At 38.8% G+C, this 18,901-nt stretch carries 9 protein-coding genes; 6 read left to right on the plus strand and 3 right to left on the minus strand.

Annotation, left to right across the window (positions count from 1 at the left end; all coding sequences use genetic code 11):
- Positions 1–407: 407 nt before the first annotated feature.
- Positions 408–6,662, plus strand: a complete 6,255-nt coding sequence (locus tag HXT19_RS01510) for a sugar-binding protein (RefSeq protein WP_422119726.1) — start codon at positions 408–410, stop codon at positions 6,660–6,662.
- Between the two features lie 630 nt (positions 6,663–7,292).
- Here HXT19_RS01510 and HXT19_RS01515 read toward each other — a convergent pair.
- The 3 genes from HXT19_RS01515 to HXT19_RS01525 form a co-directional block, all read right to left on the minus strand.
- Positions 7,293–8,123: a carbohydrate ABC transporter permease gene (locus HXT19_RS01515; RefSeq protein ID WP_422119727.1), complete on the minus strand. Its 831-nt coding sequence runs from the start codon at positions 8,121–8,123 to the stop codon at positions 7,293–7,295.
- On the minus strand, positions 8,123–9,067 hold the full coding sequence (locus HXT19_RS01520) for a carbohydrate ABC transporter permease (RefSeq protein WP_004112250.1): 945 nt from the start codon (positions 9,065–9,067) through the stop codon (positions 8,123–8,125). Before HXT19_RS01520 ends, HXT19_RS01515 begins: the two co-directional genes overlap by 1 nt.
- A 143-nt stretch (positions 9,068–9,210) precedes the next feature.
- The gene (locus tag HXT19_RS01525; protein ID WP_004112252.1) at positions 9,211–10,464 is read right to left on the minus strand and encodes an ABC transporter substrate-binding protein; all 1,254 of its coding nucleotides are present in this window, start codon (positions 10,462–10,464) and stop codon (positions 9,211–9,213) included.
- Positions 10,465–10,774: 310 nt separating this feature from the next.
- Between HXT19_RS01525 and HXT19_RS01530 the strand changes: the two genes are divergently transcribed.
- From HXT19_RS01530 to HXT19_RS01550, 5 genes are all read left to right on the plus strand, one after another.
- Positions 10,775–12,394: a glycoside hydrolase family 31 protein gene (locus HXT19_RS01530; RefSeq protein WP_101887891.1), complete on the plus strand. Its 1,620-nt coding sequence runs from the start codon at positions 10,775–10,777 to the stop codon at positions 12,392–12,394.
- A gap of 94 nt (positions 12,395–12,488) precedes the next feature.
- Complete coding sequence (locus HXT19_RS01535; protein WP_101887890.1) at positions 12,489–13,601, plus strand: LacI family DNA-binding transcriptional regulator; 1,113 nt, start codon at positions 12,489–12,491, stop codon at positions 13,599–13,601.
- Positions 13,602–13,647: 46 nt separating this feature from the next.
- Positions 13,648–14,382, plus strand: coding sequence for a hypothetical protein (locus HXT19_RS01540; RefSeq protein WP_101887889.1), 735 nt, complete (start codon positions 13,648–13,650; stop codon positions 14,380–14,382).
- Positions 14,369–17,170: an HAD-IC family P-type ATPase gene (locus HXT19_RS01545; RefSeq protein WP_373271618.1), complete on the plus strand. Its 2,802-nt coding sequence runs from the start codon at positions 14,369–14,371 to the stop codon at positions 17,168–17,170. The genes HXT19_RS01540 and HXT19_RS01545 overlap by 14 nt, the downstream gene beginning before the upstream one ends.
- 145 nt (positions 17,171–17,315) lie before the next feature.
- Positions 17,316–18,818 (plus strand): L-serine ammonia-lyase, encoded by a 1,503-nt coding sequence (locus HXT19_RS01550; protein WP_101887888.1) that lies wholly within the window; start codon positions 17,316–17,318, stop codon positions 18,816–18,818.
- Positions 18,819–18,901: the final 83 nt, after the last annotated feature.

An 18,901-nucleotide genomic window follows, 5' to 3' on the forward strand; every position in this document is an offset into this window, starting at 1 on the left:
AACAAATGCGGGAATATTCTTACGTGATTTTGATTATCTTGTAGTGTTTTTCTTATCCCGCGTTAGTTTACTTGTATTCGAGTGTAACGGCATGTCGTGTATAGCTTATGCTTATCAATATCATTAATAAAAAATATATAGCGAAAATTTGTGTAAACCTTATTTTGTTAATGTTTAGTAAGGAAAATCAGTAATTTTTTAAAAAATAATATAAATCTGTGATTAAAATCACTCAACAAATTCTCTCAAAATTATTGAATTTTTCCACGGGGGGGGGGTAGATTACTCTAATTGGCAATTTGCTATCTCTGTGCTTTGTTTTGTTAGTTATTCTACATTTTATGAACAAATATTTGCCTGTGATGCAAAAAGTCGAAAAGTATAGACGTCCTAAAAGGGTGAAGTATATGACGAGTAAACAAAATAGCGCGAAACACATATCCATATCTAAAAAGTGCACAAAATCTTCGTACCTAGATAATTCTGTTATCGATTCAATGGCGAAATCGATTACGTCTACAAACTTTGAGGCAACTTCTTCTAGAAGGGTCTCTGTACTTCCTAAAATTGCTTTAACAGCAGTGCTAGCAAGTTTGCTTGCATGTGGAGCAGGATTGCCATCTAACCATGCATGGGCTAATGGCGTGAATATGCCTGACGGCAGCTATAGGTATGCGAATCGTGATTCTTCTACAAAGGCGCAGAGGTATGTTGATATTAAAGCACTTCCTTGCGATAAGAATCAGGTAACTGATAAGAATAAGGCTGATAGAGAAACTTACGGACAGTATTACAAGGTCGAATACCAGTTTAATTCTCAGGGTGAATGGTGGGGTGGTCGACCATTTTGGTGGGCGAGCGTGCCTAAGGATGTTGACATTGTAGATAATAAAGTTACTTTGCATAAAGATGAACAGTTGACTGGTGATGGCGGTTCCAAACAAACAGGTGCAACATATGGAAAGGATGCTTGGAATCAGTCTGCAAGCCGTTTCTGGTTTAGTAAGAATACGGAGAAAACTGAGTTTGAGAATAACTGGAAGAGGATGACTGGTGAAGCCGGCGGTTATGACAACTCAGGTGATACTTACAATACTTCTACAGCATATATGAACGATACGAGTGCACTAATTATTAACTGGGAGAGTAGGGGCAATAGAAAATCTAAGATTAGCTTTGTTATCAAACTGAAAGATAAAACGGAGCCTTTAAAGTTTGCTGCAGGTGTGTACCAGGTGATGGGCAACTGGCATTACACTGTTGGCAAAGTTGAGATTGCTCCAACGTTGCCAGAGTATTCCAAGGAATTGGAACTTAATTATCCTCAGGCTACAGAAATTGCTACATTTGGACAGCCAACAGAGTCTGAGCGAGATAAAATACTCAGCAAGCTGTGGGATGCTAATAAGAGTAATACCGATGTGCTTAAAAAGCTTAAAGGTATGGAACAGACTCAAACTGAAGCGGCTTTCAAACAGGCTGTAAAAGTCAATAATGATGGTAGCGCGACTATTACGTACAAAGATGACTCTAAGGATACTATTTCTAAGGAGAATCTAACTAAGCGCTACGTGCCATTGTCAGAGCGCACAAAAATTACGTATCCAGCTTTGACTCCTGTGAAGAATACGTCTTCTCTTGATTCAACAGAGAAGACGCAAGTTGAAAATGCTATTAAGAATGCTAATCAGAATAAAAATATCAAGAGTGTAACTGTTGATGGTAACGGTAAAGCGACTATCACGTTTGATGATAAAATTGGCACTCCTTCCACTAAGACAATTGAAGGCCAGTATCTTGTAAAGAAGCAGCGTTCACTTGCGGATAAGTTTACCCCTTACTATCCAGTGCCAATGGCAGTTGGGAATCCAAGTAAATTGTCTGCATCTGAGCAAAAAACATTGTTAGAAAAAATCTATGAAATTAATCAATCTAACAAAGAATTCATGGATGCTATAGGAAATCCAAATACAGACGATGCTAAGAAAAAAGCTATTTCTGTTAGTAGTAATGGTGATGTAACTATCACTTATACTGATAAGTCTAATGATAAGCTCGATGGCAGCAAGATGGTGTATAAAAGTAAGCCACTCGCTGATTTGACGAATATTACACTTCCAGCTCGTACAGCAGTTGATAATGCTAAGAGTTTAAAAGAGGAAGAACAGAATAAAGTTAGAAAAGCTATATTAACAGCCAATAATGGTCTTAAAAGCAAGCTAAAAGGTAATAATGAAAATAGTGCTATCACATTTGATAATGATAAGCATATTATGACTGTTAAGTTTAATGATGATTCAACTTCTACCTTCGACTATTCTGAGTTGGCGTATACCAATGGTAATCCAGAAAAGCCAAAAACTGAAACAAAAAATAATAATGGGTACAAGTACAACATCACTAAGATTGCTATTAACGATAAGGATAAGCCGCAGGTTGCTGATTGGAATAGTTTTGTCATAAAGTTCATTCAAGATAATTGGAAAGTTAAATCAGGAAATGCTGAAATAACTACAGATTTTATAACTAAGACTGATGGCTTACTGAATAAACTTACCACTACTGGTGACAGTATAGGTAATGGAATGCAACTTTACAGATATAGTGGACAGTGGATTGAAAAAAATGGATCTAATCTTAAATTGGTTAGAGGTGGATTTGGTGGTGAAGATGGAATTGTAACAATTTATTTAGGCGACTCCATTGAAGTTAGAAAATCTAGTAAATATGGTGGTTCTGATTTAGCATTCAGTCTTACTAAGAACGACTGCTTCGTATCTAATGCTGCTGCTCCTCAGCCTGAAGAACTTAAGAAGGAAGCTGGGAATCTTATTGACAAGATTCTTAAGAAAAATGGCTTGAATGATCAAGAGATTAAGAAGTTCAAGGAAGATCATAAGAACGATATCAACAATATTACTAAGCCTACGGATGTAGACAATATCATTAAGTCTGCTGACAAGCATGGTAAAGATGAGAAGAAAAAGAAAGATGCTCAAAAGCAGATTGAGAATGCTCAGGATAATCTTGGTTTACCTGAAGATCAGAAGAAAGAACTCAAAAAGAAGATTGGTAATGAGACTGATCCTGAAAAGATCCGTGAGAAGATAAACGAGTTCCAAAAGGATCAGGATCAAAAGAAACAAAAGGAAGCTGATCAAAAGCAGCAACAAGCTGATCAGCAGGCTGAGCAACAACAGAAACAGCAGCAGCAGAAAGATAATACGAAGGTTGATACTGATATACAAACTCAGAATCAGCAAGAACAGCAAGACACAGGCAAGGCTGAAGAAGCTAAGAAGAAAGCTGAACTTGAGAAGCAAAAGCAGGCTGCTATTGATGAAATTCGCAATAATGATAAACTCAAGCCTGAGCAGAAAGAGCAGTTTATTAAGCAAGTTGATGAAGCTCAGGATACTGATGGTGTAAACAAAGCCAAGAATGACGCTACGTTAAAAGGCAATCAGAATCAGACTGCTTTTGATAACAGTAATAATAATGGTCTTGATACTGCTAAGCAAGCTGCTAAGGATACTATCGGTAAGCTTACTAATCTTAATGATACTGAAAAGCAGAAGTATCAGGGTGATATTGATAAAGCAAATAGTCTTGATAAAGTTGCAGAGATTCTCAACAAAGCTGAGTTTGAGGATGCTAAAGCTGCAGCTAAGAAGAAGATTGCTGATCTGAAGCAGAAAGGTGATCTTACTGATCAAGAAGCTACAGATCTAAATAATCGCATTGATAAAGCTAATGATTTGCGAGAAGTTGAGGGTATTCTTGAGGAAGCTGAGTTAAATAAAGCTAAGAGTGATGCTAAATCTGATGTAGATAAGCTCACGAATCTTAACAAAGCTCAAAAGGATGCTTTGAAGCAGAAAATTGATGATGTTGAAACTGATCCTACCAGCGATAATTTGAAGACTGTTGATCAGGCTAAGACTGCCATCACTGCTGTTGTTGCTAAGGCTAAAGAGCTTGACAAGAAGATGAGTGATCTTAAGACTCTTGTTGATTTGGTCAATAAACAGAAAGAAACTCTTAAGAAGTCTGATGGCTACAAGGATACATCTAAGAAGAATGCTTTTGACACTGCATTAACAAATGCATCTACTCTTGTTGATCTAACTAAGGGTACGAATGCTGATGGTGCCAAGGTTGATGAGACTAAGAACACATTAGAAAATGCTGTTAAGGATCTCGGTGGTAATACTGTTGACAAGTCAAAGCTTCAGCGTGAAATTGAGACCGCTTATGAATGGCAAGGCAAGAATAAGCAGGGTAAAGATGATTCTTCTATAAAGAAGAATCCAAAGTATGAGAATGCTTCTAAAGATAAGAAGAATGATTTTGATACTGCTCTGTCTAATGCAAAGAAAGTTTATGACCAAAAAGATGCTTCACAGGTGTCTATTAATGAGGCTGAATCTAAGTTAAGCAAAGCAATTGATGCTCTTGATGGTCATAATAAATCTGATTTGAATGATGCCATAAAGAAAGCAAATTCAAAGAAATCTGAAATTGTTTACAATAACGCGTCAGAAGATAAGAAATCTGCTTTTGATAAAGCGTTAAAATATGCTGAGGAAATCGAAAAGAAGCTTGGCGCATCAGATGTTGAGATCAGTAAAGCAAAAGACGACTTGGATAAGGCACTTAACGATCTTAATGGTAAGGTTAAAACTTCTGATTTGGAAGCTGCTGTAGAAAAAGCAAAGAAAATGAAGAAGTCAACAACTGATCCTAAATCTGATGGCGATCCTAAGTATGAGAATGCTTCTCAAGAAAAGAAGCAAGCTGTTGATACGGCTCTCAATCGCGCTGAGTCTGCTCTTGCTGACGCTAAGAAGGATAAGTCAAAGAACACTCCTGAGCAAAAGCAGAAAGCTATTGATGAAGCATTAAATAAACTTAATGATGCTATTAGTAATCTTGATGGTGTTGACAAGACTAAGTTGACAGGAAAGCTTACGGAGGCAAAAGGTAAGAAGGATACTCCTGCTTATAAGAATGCTTCTAATACCAATAGTAAAGCGCTTGATGACGCTATAGCTTCTGCAGAAAATATCGTAAATAAAGCTGGTGCAACAGAGAAGGAAATTTCTGATGCTATCAATAAGCTTACCAAAGCTATCGATGGTTTGGATGGTCATGATATTTCTGATTTGCATAACGCTGTTGATAATGCCAATACTAAGAAGTCTAAAGTGTCTTACAAGAACGCCAATCAAGATAAGCGAGATAATTTTGATAAGGCTCTGAAAGCTGCTGAAGAAATCTTGAAGAACCCTAATGGTAAGACTGAGCAGGCAATAAAGACTGCTAAGGATAATCTTGAAATTGCATCGAACGAGCTGGATGGCGTTGTTGATACATCTAAGCTGCAGTCTGAAGTTACTAAGGATACTGATATAAAGGATAAGCCGCAGTATAAGAACTCTGATAAAGATAAGCAGACTACTTTTGATCAGGCTCTTATCGAAGCTCAGAATGCTTTGAGTGAAGCGAAGAACAATAAGTCTCAGAAGTCTCCTGAGGATAAGCAGAGTGCTGTTGACAATGCTTTGAAAAATCTTCAGACTGCTGCATCTTCGTTGAATGGTGTTGATATTAGTGCTTTGCAGGAAGAGATTGCTCTTGAAGGCACTGTGAGAATGTCTTCTGCGTACCTCTATGACACTTCGGATAAAAAGACTGCATATAATGATGCTTTGCAAGATGCGCGAGATCTCGTTTCAAAGTTGGCTGATATATCTGGTACTGGTAAAGATCTTGCTTCTAAGACTCAATCAGAGCGTCAAGCTCTTGTTGATTCTGCTTTGAAGAAGCTCCAGCGGGCTAAGAATGCGTTGACTGGTGTAGCTCCTGCTCAGTCTCTGTCTCCAGTTATTCCTGTGAATCCAGAGTTTGAGCAAAAGCCTGTTCCAGTTCCAACTCCCGATACAACTCCAACTCCAGAGCAAACTCGTGATTCTGGTTTTGGTGTGAATGATAATGCGCCAGCTATTGTAGATAAGGGCGAGTTGCATTTGCAGATCGAGGGTGCTGAATCCGATTTGCAATCTAGCGATAATGCCAATGGTTCGCAGCAGAACAATGTGGATGATAACTCTAGCAATTCTATTAATTCAGGGAATGTTAGCAAGAGTACAAATAGTGGTAATGGTGTCACCAGCAGTTCTGCTGCTAAGCAAGATAATGCATCCAATGATAATGGATCACATGATGCAAATATCGATTCTGGTGTAGAGAATTCTCCAGCTGTTAAGCAGGCGGATATTGATGTTTCTAAGGCAAAATCTAATGTTGATAGTGCTTTGGCGGAAGCTAAAAAGGTAGCGGCCGATCCTCATAGCACTCAGGAACAAGTGAATGCTGCTGTTGAGAAGCTGAGTGCTGCGCGTAAGGCTTTGCTTGCTGCTAAGTCTCGTGCTTCGCAGGTTCGTGATGAGGTTCGTGCTCAGGTTATTAAGAATTCTAAGTCTGCTGGTATGCGTGCTTATTCGAATGCTGAAATGAGTAGTGATAGTAATAAGCGTGGAGAAATCAGTGGCATGAATACTGGTTCTGTTGTTGCTCCTACTGGGCTGCTGGCATCGCTTCTCGCTGCTGCTGGAGCGCTATTTGCTGCTCGTCGTGGTGGATTGCGCAGAAATAAGTAAGCAGTTTTAGCAGTGTAAATTGGTTGCTCGGTTTTATAGCTTTTTGCTTGTAGCTGAGCAACTTTTTTATTCTCGTAACCTGTATGGCTGACTAGTTTATAACCGTATGCACTTATGCAGGTCATTTTTTACTTGTATTTGTACGTGCTATGGGGTGAATATGGCGTAGGGTGTGTTTCGACGTTAGCGCGGTTTAAGTGCGCTAACGTCTTTGCCTGTGTTTGTGTATTTTCGCCCGTGTTTGTAGTCGTTTTTGCTCAAATGATAAACAAACTTGGGAAAATATTCCTTTAGGATGCACGTAAATTAGGTCAAATCTGGTATAAAGTGCGCAATAGTTCGCGTATATTATGTAACGCTTATGTAATAAATGTTTTTGCTTATAGTCGAAAGCGCATCAATCTTTTAATATTTGATTTGGATCAAATATTAATAAGTACAGTGTCTCTATTCTCAAATGTACGGCTATGCTTAGAATTGATTTCTAAACTGTTTGCCACCGAAAACCAGTTACTTTGTACAACACATGTACTTATACATATAGCAGAAAATATGCACATGCACTTTTTATTAAAATTGATTATCTTCATTGATTATCCTAATTATGTAAAAACATTTAGCTATAAATATTTAGCCCTTTACTGATCCAGCTAAAAGACCAGAAACTATCCACTTCTGGCAGAAGCAGAAGAAAATAAACACTGGAATCAAAGCTAATACAGTCGTTGCCATGAACAAAGGCCAGTTTGTTGTGAATTGTTGTACAGCATTGTAAACCTGTAAGACAACAGTCTGTTTGTCTGTTGATGATAAGAACACGCTTGGTAAAAGAAAGTCATTCCAAGTGCCCATTGTTTGGAAAACAACTACGGCTACAATAATTGGACGTATAAGAGGCAGAACTATAGTCCAATATATTCGGAATGGTCCTGCGCCATCAATTTTTGCTGCTTCAAATAATTCTTGTGGAAGAGCTTTCATATAGCCAACAATAAGAAAATAGCAAAAGACGCAGCTACCCATATATAGCGCTACAAGACCTGTAAGAGTATCTGTTAAACCTATTGAAGATTCCATACGGTATAAAGGCAATAAAGTCGCTTGTACTGGTATTGCAAATGTAATCATTAGGATTGACCCAATAATCATAGTAAAAAGAGATTTTTTCTGTACTACACCATAAGCTGCAAGTGATCCGATTAATACTTGCAAAATAACAGAAACAGCAGTCACAATAATTGTGTTTATAAATGCTTGAATGATTGTTCCATCTGCAAACGCATCTATGTAATTATTCCATAACCATTGTGTTGGTAGCTGCAATGGGTGTTTAATCATGTCGATAGGTGTTTTGAATGAACTAATTACAACGTAGTACAGGGGGACAGCGCATATTAGAGCAATTGTCCAAACAACTATAGTTCGAACTGTTTGAGATACGATTTTGTGACGCTTGTTCATTATTGGAATCTCCTTGCAACTGTGCTTGATACCTTCATTTGGATTGCAATAACAATTACGCAAGCAATCGTGAATAATGTAGATAATGCTGATGCTAAACCAACGTCAGATTGTCCCATGCCGCGCATAATTATCGCTTGAGTTATGGTATTTGTGGAATGACCAGGACCTCCAGCGGTCAATGTGTATGGTAAGTCGTATATTTTCAAAGCAGTTGTCATCAATAAAAATGTTGAAACAACCATTCCTGGAATTAACTGTGGCAAAGTTATATGAACGAATCGCTGTAAACCATTCGCACCATCTACTCTCGCTTGTTCATAGAGATCTGCTGGAATTGCCTGAAGCCATGCGATGTATAAAGTAGCATGCCATCCAACTTGCATCCATACTGCTACGAACATTACGCAAAAACGTGCCCAGTTATCTTGAGAAAGCCATTGAATAGAAGGTAAGCCAAATGTGTGTAAAACTTGATTGGCGACTCCAGAATCTAAAGGAGAAAAAATGTATTGCCAAATTAGACCAATTACCGCTTGTGCTGGTACTCCTAGGAAGAAGAATAATGATCGCAAAAAACTCTTACCAATCATTGCTTGATTTAAAACAACGGCTAGAGGAATTGCCAGACATGTAACTACGATGGTAACGATGAATGAATACATCAATGTAAAAATTAATGCTGAAAGTAATGATGTGTCAGAAAAGACTTGTTGATACTTTTGCAAGCCGATGAAGTGAAAATTTAAATCGTAGCCATTGAAATCAGTAAATGAGTAAAAAATTGATTGCATTAAAGGAATTAAAGTTAACACAATAAAAATAATCACTATTGGCAATAGGAACCAAAATGAAGTTAAATTATCTTTAAAGGCAGCTGAAGATACAGAAAACTTATGTCTTATTTGCTCAGAATTGCTGTTATTGTTTGGTGAACACCTCATAGTAATGCCCCCTCTATGATCTACAAATCTGCTATTGCTAACAGGATTACAGATGCAAATTACTCTTGTCAATGAAAACGGGTTGCACTCTGTAACAGATTTTACTGATTTAAAATTTCAGAGTGCAACCCATTCTGCTTATACTATTTCATCGAATTCCATTTATCGTCTAACAACTTAGTGAATTCTTTTGGAGTGATTTTTCCTTGAACTAGCTCTTGTTGACGAGATGCCATCTCTGTCATCATTGCGCTAGGAGACTTGGAGAAGTTCACCCAGTAGAATTTGTTATTTTGGAAATAATCTTTAATAACTCCAGCAAGTTCAGCAGGAGGATCTGCGCGATACTTATCAGATAATGACAAAGTTCCAGCATTTGTTGTGAACGTCTTAAGACCATCCTTGCTGTTCAAATATGCTAAGAATGTTTTTGCTGCTTCTTGCTGAGCTTTAGATGCTTTAGCTGCAATAGCGAATCCTTGGTCAGGGCCACCATTAATCCACTGCTCTCCATTCTTATAAGAAGGCATAGGAGCAACACCAAAATTAATTCCAGAGGCTTTTACATCTGCCAAATCCCAAGGACCAGAACGCATAACTGCAAGATTTCCAGTGACAAATTCTTGCTTTACCTGATCTGCTGTTAGGCCAATGCTCTTATGAGGAATGACTTTTGCGTCTATAGCTTTAGCCCATTCGCTCAATGCTGGAGTCCACTCTTTACTAAATGTTGAAGATCCGTTCCAGATTACTTCGTCTTGCTTATCGTTTTTGTCAGAAGCATATTTACTTGCTAATAATGCCTCGAATGTGCCAGATGGCTGTGTGTTAAAATCTTCCAAGAATGCGACTTTACCAGAATCATTAATCTTCTTGCCCATAGTAATAAAGTCGTCCCATGTCTTAGGGAATTCAGTGTATCCAGCTTGCTTCAAAATATCTTTATTGTAAAACATTGCACCAACCCAAGCAGAAACTGGCATGCCATATGTTTTACCGTTGTGTTGGAATAGCTTGAAGTTTGATTCATCAATTCCAGAGAAGAATTTTGATCCTGAAATATCCAGAGCTTGACCAGATTGCATTATGTCAGTGCGGTTATCCATTGTTAAATTGAAAATCGTCGGAGGAGTGCCGCCAGCTAGTCGAGTTTGCAGAGTTTGGATGTATTGCGTTGAATTTTGACCATATTGCGCATCAATCTTAATATTTGGATGTGCTTTTTGAAATGCTGAAATTACATTGCCTATCTGATTTTTCTTGAAGTAAGAATAAAACGAAATAGATACTTTTCCAGCAGAATTTCCATTGCCACATGCTCCCAATGGTAATAACACTGTGGCGAGTGTCACCAGTGCCACCGCCGTGCGCTTTACATTTCGAAACCCACACCTCATTGTGATTTCCTTTCTTTGTGATAGCAAATCTTCTACCATCTTTTCAATACGTATTAGTACTGATAGGTACAGTATGACACATATCTTATAAAAATGCAACTTAAATATAGTTATATGTGTTTTTAAAAAGATATATAACAAGCGTAAAAATAGTGATTTATTAAGGGATTTCGTTATTTATGAGCAGGATAAACTTGTATGGATAAAGAATATTTTATATATATTAGACAATATCCATTATTAATATTATAGTAATAATACGTATTAGTAATAATTGAATGTATACAGATAATATTTTTTAGGATGCAAGATGAACGTGGAAATTAGTCGCACAATGGATGTGCTAAACACAGCAGACGCAACAAAAACAGATGTAGTTTCAAATGTAGTCGATAAATTTGTAACCACAATTAGGTTGCTCGAAGGGGAGCGCTGGTGGGGTGGAACAGTAATTGATGGGATATATGAACCATTTGGGAAACAAGTATTTACAAGAGATTTGTCTGAATGGACTCAAAAACTAAGAGAAGTTCCTGAAGCCTCAAATCAATCTTCTCCGCTACTAATATCTACGTGTGGACGATATGTATGGTGCAAAGAACCTTTCAAATTTACATTCGCAGATAGAACTCTATCGATAGAACATTCATCATCTCTAACGTTTACCAAAGTTGGAGATAAATTATCTGATGCTTATAAGTATGCTTGCAATAAATATTTTCCACCAAGCGGTAGAAGTATACCTGCAGATCTTATTGATAAGCCGCAATATAATACTTGGATCGAAATGCCTTATGCTCCAACGCAAAATAAAGTAGAAAATTATGCGCGTCAGATTCTTGAATTAGGAATGCCATCTGGAATCATTATGATTGATGACAAATGGTCACCTGATTATGGTGATTGGACATTTGATATTTCGCGTTTTCCAAAACCTCGTAAAATGATTGACTCATTGCACGAACAAGGCTTTCGTGTAATGCTTTGGCTAGTGCCTTTCATTAGTCCTGATTCTGAAAATTTCCGTTATTTGGAAAAAGAAAATCTTTTATTGAGAAGTGTAAATGGGGAAATAGCAATACGACGATGGTGGAATGGCTTGAGTGCTGTTTTGGATTTGTCGCATCCAAAAGCAATCTCTTGGTTAGAAGAGAAGCTTGATGCTCTTAGACAAATAGGTGTTGATGGGTTTAAATTCGATGGTGGTGATTTTTATGAGTGTCATAACGATGACATTTCATACGAATCAATGACGTCTGCAGAATTTTGTGAGCGATGGGCGAAATTCGGGTTGCGCTACTCTTACAACGAGTTTAGAGCATGTTGGAAAATGGGTGGTCAGCCTTTAGCGCAGCGCTTACGAGATAAGCCACAATCGTGGGGGGTTGAAGGTCTACAATCGCTTATTCCAGAAATAATAGCTCAAGGTCTTATTGGTCACGCATTCACATGTCCAGATATGATTGGTGGAGGCGAAATTGAATCTATGCAAAATGCTAATAGTATAGATCAAGATTTCTTTATTCGGTATGCACAGATTGCAGCATTATGTCCTATGATGCAATTCTCTACTTTACCTCACCGTGTTTTAGATAAAGAGCATATGAAAGCTCTAATTTGTGCTATAAGAACAAGAGAAGCACATTTGCCGACGATACAAAAGTTTGCATTAAATGCTGCTAATACTGGTGAGCCAATAGTACGACCAATGTCTTACCACTACGATCATTGTGAAGATATAATTGATCAATTCTTACTTGGAGACAGAATTATAGTGGCTCCAGCTCTTAATAAATATCAAAAACAGCGTTCTGTTTATATTCCTGATGGAAGTTGGGAAAGTGATGATAAAATTATTTTTAATGGACCAACTACTATCATTGTTGATACGCCGTTGGATCGAATTCCAATATTCACAAAAAAAATGTAGAGTATATTTTGTATATAGTATATATTCTGTATATTTTGGGATTGATGGCAAGTAGTACAAAGGTTGTAATTGCTTAGCGATAGGTTGTAATGCAATGAGAATTTCACAAGACGGTTTTGCCTACAAAGCTCCTACAAGTAAAGATGTAGCGACTTTAGCCGGAGTTTCGCAAACAACTGTTTCGTTTGTTATTAATGATAAAAACGGGATTGCTCCTGAAACACGTAACCGTGTACTCAATGCAATGCGCACACTTAACTATCATCCTAACGCTGGCGCTCGCATTCTTCGAACATCTAAGACGAACATTATTGCACTATTTGCAGAGATGCGTAGCAATAAAGATGCAAATGAAACTACTCCTTACATAGATACCATAGTTCGTTATGCTGAAGAACATGGATATGATGTTATTCTTAACACAACTGCACATGATTCAAAGAGTATACAAAGATTAGCTAATAAGACACTTTGTGATGCTTTTATCCTTATGGATATTGAGACTAATGATCCTCGTATACCAGTAGTTTGCCAATTGACTCAGCCAACAGTGCTAATTGGAAGACCTAGAAATGCTCAGGGCTTGGATGTCGTAGATTTAGATGCTCGTATTGCAGGACGTATGGCAGTTGATGAACTATACGAGACAAATCATCATCATATTGCTGTAATAGGTGAGCCTGTGAGTAACCCGTACTCTATAGACTTTGAAGAGCCTGAAAACATGTTCTTTATTCACGAGTTCCATATGGCTATACGTCAAGAATGTGAAAAGCTTAATATTCCGTATTCTATAGTCCCAAGAAAATCTCCAGACTGGACAGGTTTTGTTGAATGCGCTGACAGATTATTGAAGTACAAAGATGATAGGCTTGGTATTATTGTTCGTCAGCCTAGTGTAGCTCAGTGGTTGTTATGGTATTTGAAAGAACGAAATATTCAGCCTGGGAAAGATTTATCGGTTATTTTACATTGTTCTGATGATTATGCAGAGAGTTTCCCAACGCCTATTACTAATATTTCAACTGTTCCAAGAAAAGTTGCAAAGACTGCGATTCAACTAGTACTTCAGAGACTAGATAGTGAATCCAATCAACAGCATTCTGAATTTAAACAAAATAAGATTATTCCTAATTGCACTAATCGTGAGATACTTGTGGCTCCATCTAATATACATAGGAGAGCAACGACTGTTACATCATGGTAATACGCCTTTTAAGTATTTCATATGCAATTTGTGATATAAAAGTCTTATGTCTCTTATGCGCAAAACAAAGCACGTGCTTATGAATAAACTTAAACGCGTGATATGTTTATGTGCAGCTGCGTCGATTTCTCTATTGGCGGTAGCGTCTTTGAGTGGGTGTGAGCCTAAGAATCACGCGGTTGGGGATACGGGTAAGGCAGACGACATAGTTCACGATGGCATTGACGTAGAAGATATCAAGCTACTTATAGTTGGGTCAAAATCCGCATCTCTTGATTCCAAACTCCTTCATTTATGCGAAAAATCTGGTTTGAGTGCAGCTTATGCTTCTGTGTCGGATGTTAAGAACGCTAATGAGGCTGCAAGTGATGCGATTAAGTCTGCTTCCGAGCAGCCTGTTTCTATGATATTGATTAACAGCATCAATATTGATGCTTCAGATTCTACAGATTTAGGTGTTAAAAGCAATGCTGGTGGAGCACATGTAGATTTAAAGGCTCGTGAATCTTGGATTGATGCGCTTAAATATGCTCGTTTTGCTGGAATACCAGTAGCTCTTGTGAATCCTAAAAATCCTCCGAAGGATTCAACTTTGTATGCTGCAAAATTGTATATTTTCAAGGATTTAGACAATCAAGCTTTGTTTGAGTTTAATAGGGATAATAAGTCGAATGTAGATAAATTGGGAAAAATTCAACATTCATCTCTTCTAAAAATCGTTCAATCGTTAATAGATAATACGCCTCACAGCAGGGATGTGATTATAAATGACAAGAACTAGCGTAATTAAGAAAGATTTGCCAGAGACTTCGCGGAGGCTGCAGATGCGTGATTTGGATAATTTGCGTGACATAAGTGACATGTCTGATTTGCCTGATTTGCCAGAAGTTAACGAATCTGGTTTAAATGCAGATGAAGTTTCTTATGCTGTGGAAAATGGCGACGTTAACATTACGACTAATCGAACATCTAGGTCTGTGCTTTCTATTGTGCGTGCAAACGTGTTTACACTTTTTAACGCAATTATCTTTGTAGCAATGGTGGTTGTTCTCGCTACTGGATCTTGGAAAGATGCCGTTTTTGGTTTTGTTATTTTGATTAACACTGGTATTGGCGTTGTTACTGAGTTGCGTGCAAAACACACGCTTGATAGGCTTTCGATTCTTGTGGCTTCGCGATCGATTGTGCGACGGGGCGGCAAGAACGTTTTTATAAACCATTGCGATATTGTGCTTGGTGATTTGTTATGGGTTCGTGCTGGAGACCAGGTTCCTGCAGACGTGCAAGTGCTTGAATCTTGGGGTTTGGAGATGGATGAGTCAATGCTTACGGGCGAATCTGCAACTGTACGTAAGGCTGCAGAGGATCGCGTATATTCTGGCTCTACCGCTGTTTCTGGTGTTGCTTTGACTCGTGTTACGGCTGTGGGTGGCAACAGTTATGCTGCTAAATTGGCTGCTCAAGCAAAGGTTTACACTAAAACAATTTCGGATTTGAGCCGCGGAATTAACACGATTTTAAAGTGGATGACGATTGTTGTTGTGCCTCTTTGCGTCTTGCTTGTATGGTCTCAGATTAGTAAGGTTGGTGGTTTTGCGCTTGCGTGGCAAACTGGCCATTGGCGTAGTGCTGTGGTTTCTGCTGTCGCTGGTGTTGTTGGCATGATTCCAGAAGGTCTTGTGCTTTTAACTTCGCTTAATTTTGCTGTTGCTGCTATGCGCCTCGCTCGAAAGAAGACTCTGATACAAGAGCTAGAATCTGTGGAAACTTTGGCGCGAGTGGATTGTTTGAATTTGGATAAAACTGGCACTATTACGGATGGTGGAATCGCATTTGTAGGCGTGGATTTGCTTGATGACAATTTAAGTGATGTTGCAAAGCAGAGCAGCGCGGACGCTTTCGACTTGAATGATGGTTTGCGCGGTTTTGTAAATCAAGCTTTATTTGATTTGTCTAATGAAGAAAATCCAAATGCTACTGGTATAGCAATTATGGAAGGTCTTGGTAGTAAAGATACTTTTAGCAAAGGTCTTAATGATAAAAACGTTGAAAATCAGGGTGTCTCCTCTGGTTGCGTAATAAATAATCGTCTTCCGTTCTCGTCTTCTAGAAAATGGAGTGCTATTAATTACAAGCATAAAGATGGTAGTTTTGAAACTTGGTACATGGGTGCTCCAGAAGTTTTGATTAGTGCGATCCGTGAGTTTCGTGATTGTTCTGACGGCAATTCTGATTCTAACTATTCTAATATGCGCTCGCATGAGCAGTTTGATCGTATTTTGCATCGCGTAAATGAATATGCTCAAAAAGGTGAGCGTGTACTTCTCCTTGCTTTAGATGACAGCGATTCATGTGATTCTACTTTTTCTGATTCTCCTACTATTTCTTCTAATGCACGTCCTGTTGCCTTGGTTCGCTGTTCGGAGAAAATTCGTTCGGATGCTAGACAAACGCTCGCATGGTTTAGGCAGCAGGGAGTTAGATGCCGTGTTATTTCTGGCGATAATCCTATAACAGTTGCTGCAGTGGCTGAAAAAGTTGGATTAACCGGCGATTCTAAGCCTATTGCTATGGATGCTAGGAATCTTCCTAAAGATGTTAATCAGCTTTCTCAGGTGCTCGAGAATGTTGATGTTCTTGGTCGTGTTTTGCCAGATCAAAAGAAGGCAATTGTTCAGGCTCTGCATGCTAAGGGTCATGTTGTTGCTATGACTGGCGATGGTGTTAACGATACTCTTGCGCTTAAAGAAGCGGATTTGGGTGTAGCTATGGGGAATGCTGCTCCTGCAGCTAAGGCTGTGGCTCAAGTTGTGCTTGTTGATTCGCGTTTTTCACATCTTCCAGACGTGGTTGCTAGGGGGCGTCAGGTTATGGCAAATATGGAGCGTGTTGCAGGATTGTTCCTTGTTAAAACTGTGTATTCTGCACTTATTTCGGCTGGTGTTGTTCTTCTTGGTCTTCACTTCCCGTATCTGCCTCGTCACATAACTTATATTGGCTCGTTAACAATTGGTATTCCAGCGTTTTTGCTGGCTTTGGCTCCTAATTCAAGACGTTATATTCCAGGGTTTTTGCATCGCGTTGTGCGTTTTGCTCTTCCTAATGGTGTGGCTGTTGCTATATCTGTGTTGGTTACGGCTGTTTTTGCTCCTATGATGTTGGCGCGTGGTTTAGATGCTTCTGGTGTGAGTGCTTCCAAGCTCATTGTTGGTGCAGCCAAGTCTTTGGGTGTGACTCGTAGTATTTGTGCGGTTGTTGTTTTTGCGCTTGGCGTAGTGGTTTTAGCTACTGTTTCTAAACCTATTTTTTCTTGGCGTGGAATAATGGTGTTGTGCTTTGCGCTGGCTGGTGTTGTGGGCGCGTTTATACCGTTTGTCGCTCATTTCTTTGATTTGCACATTCCAACTAATGGAAACGATATGTTTGTTATGATTTGTGCAGTAATGTTTGCCCTTGTTGTGTGGATGCTTTTACACTTATTTAGCAGACTAATCGTAAGTTGGTTAGATAACAGTCATTCTTCTGATATTTCTGCTGCAGATATTTCTATGGATGAAGATGCTGATTAGCTTTTATTAGCTTTTATCAACTTTGGTTGGTTTTTGGGTTTTGTAGTGCATTTTATTTTTATGTTGTATGAAACGTATATCGAATCGCTGCGTGTCGTGACTTTGAAATTATGCTTACAATGTATATGTGTTCAGTATTTTAGAAATGTTTTCGATTGGTGTAGGACCTAGTTCTTCTCATACTGTTGGTCCTATGCGCGCTGCGAATGCTTTTGTTACCTCGTTGAAGGAAAGCGGAAAGCTTAATAATGTTGCGCGAGTTCATGTTACATTGTACGGTTCTTTGTCTCTTACAGGTTTGGGCCATGGCACGGATCGTGCTTCTGTTGCAGGCTTGGAGGGTAATTTACCTGACGATGTTGATACAGAACACATGATGACTATTCGCGAATATTGTAAGAAAACTGGTACTTTGACTCTTGCTCATAGTCATACTATTGAATTTGATTACGATTCAGACGTGATTTTTGAAAAGTGGAAGCGCATGGTTGCACACCCTAATGGCATGAGGTTTGTGGCTTTTGATTCTCAAGGTGATACTGTTGACGAGCAAGTTTGGTATTCAATTGGAGGTGGTTTTATTCGCAAAGGTAACGCGAATGATGCAATGGTTGGGTTGCATGATCGCGTTTTAGACGATGCGAATAATGTTGATGATTCTAAGTCTGACTCGACAAATGATTCTGTAAATGGCGATTCTACGGCGGCTGGCGATTCTTCCGTAAATTCTTCCAATGATTCAACTGTTCCTTATCCTTTCTCGACTTGTAAAGAGCTTATTTCAATTTGCAAAAAAGAGCATAAGAATATAAGTGATATTGTTTGGCAAAATGAGCTTGCTTTGCATGAGGGGGATGCGCATTACGTTCGCTCCTATTTGCTACATGTGTGGAAGGTTATGAGCAAGTGTGTGGAAAATGGTTGTAATTCTAAACAGGAGATTCTCCCTGGAGGACTTGATGTTCCTAGACGTGCTCCCAATATGTATGCGCGTCTTGCCGCTAATTCAGATATGCTTCGTCAGAATCATCGCAGGTCTGATTCAGCTTTAGAAAGCTCCGATTCTGCGTGGGTTAATCTTTTTGCACTAGCTGTTAGTGAGGAGAATGCTGGTGGTGGTCGTATTGTTACGGCCCCTACTAATGGTTCTGCCGGAATTATTCCAGCTGTTTTGCAATATTATTGGCGGTTTGTAGATAGTGCTAGTGAAGATGGAATTGTAAGATTCCTTCTTGCTTCTGGCGCTGTTGGATACCTGTTTAAACGCAATGCTTCGATTTCTGGTGCAGAAGTTGGATGCCAGGGAGAAGTTGGTTCCGCGTGTTCTATGGCTGCTGCTGGATTATGTGAGGTGCTTGGCGGCACCCCTGAACAGGTTGAAAATGCTGCGGAAATTGGTATTGAGCATCATCTTGGTTTGACTTGTGATCCTGTTGGCGGTTTGGTACAGATTCCTTGCATTGAGCGCAATGCTATGGCTGCTAATACGGCGATTAATGCTGTAAGAATTGCTCTGCTAGGTGATGGTTCGCATATTGTTAGCCTTGATAATGCGATTAAAACAATGAAGGAAACTGGTCAAGATATGATGTCTAAGTACAGGGAAACATCTAAAGGTGGACTCGCCGTAAACGTTGTTGAATGTTAGATTGAATTTTAGATTGAATCCTAAATTAAATTTTGGATTAGATTAGGATTTAACTTAGGATTTAACTTTATATTATTGGCATA

The sequence above is a fragment of the Gardnerella sp. DNF00038 genome (assembly GCF_049262855.1).
In the GTDB taxonomy this organism is placed as follows: domain Bacteria; phylum Actinomycetota; class Actinomycetes; order Actinomycetales; family Bifidobacteriaceae; genus Bifidobacterium; species Bifidobacterium vaginale.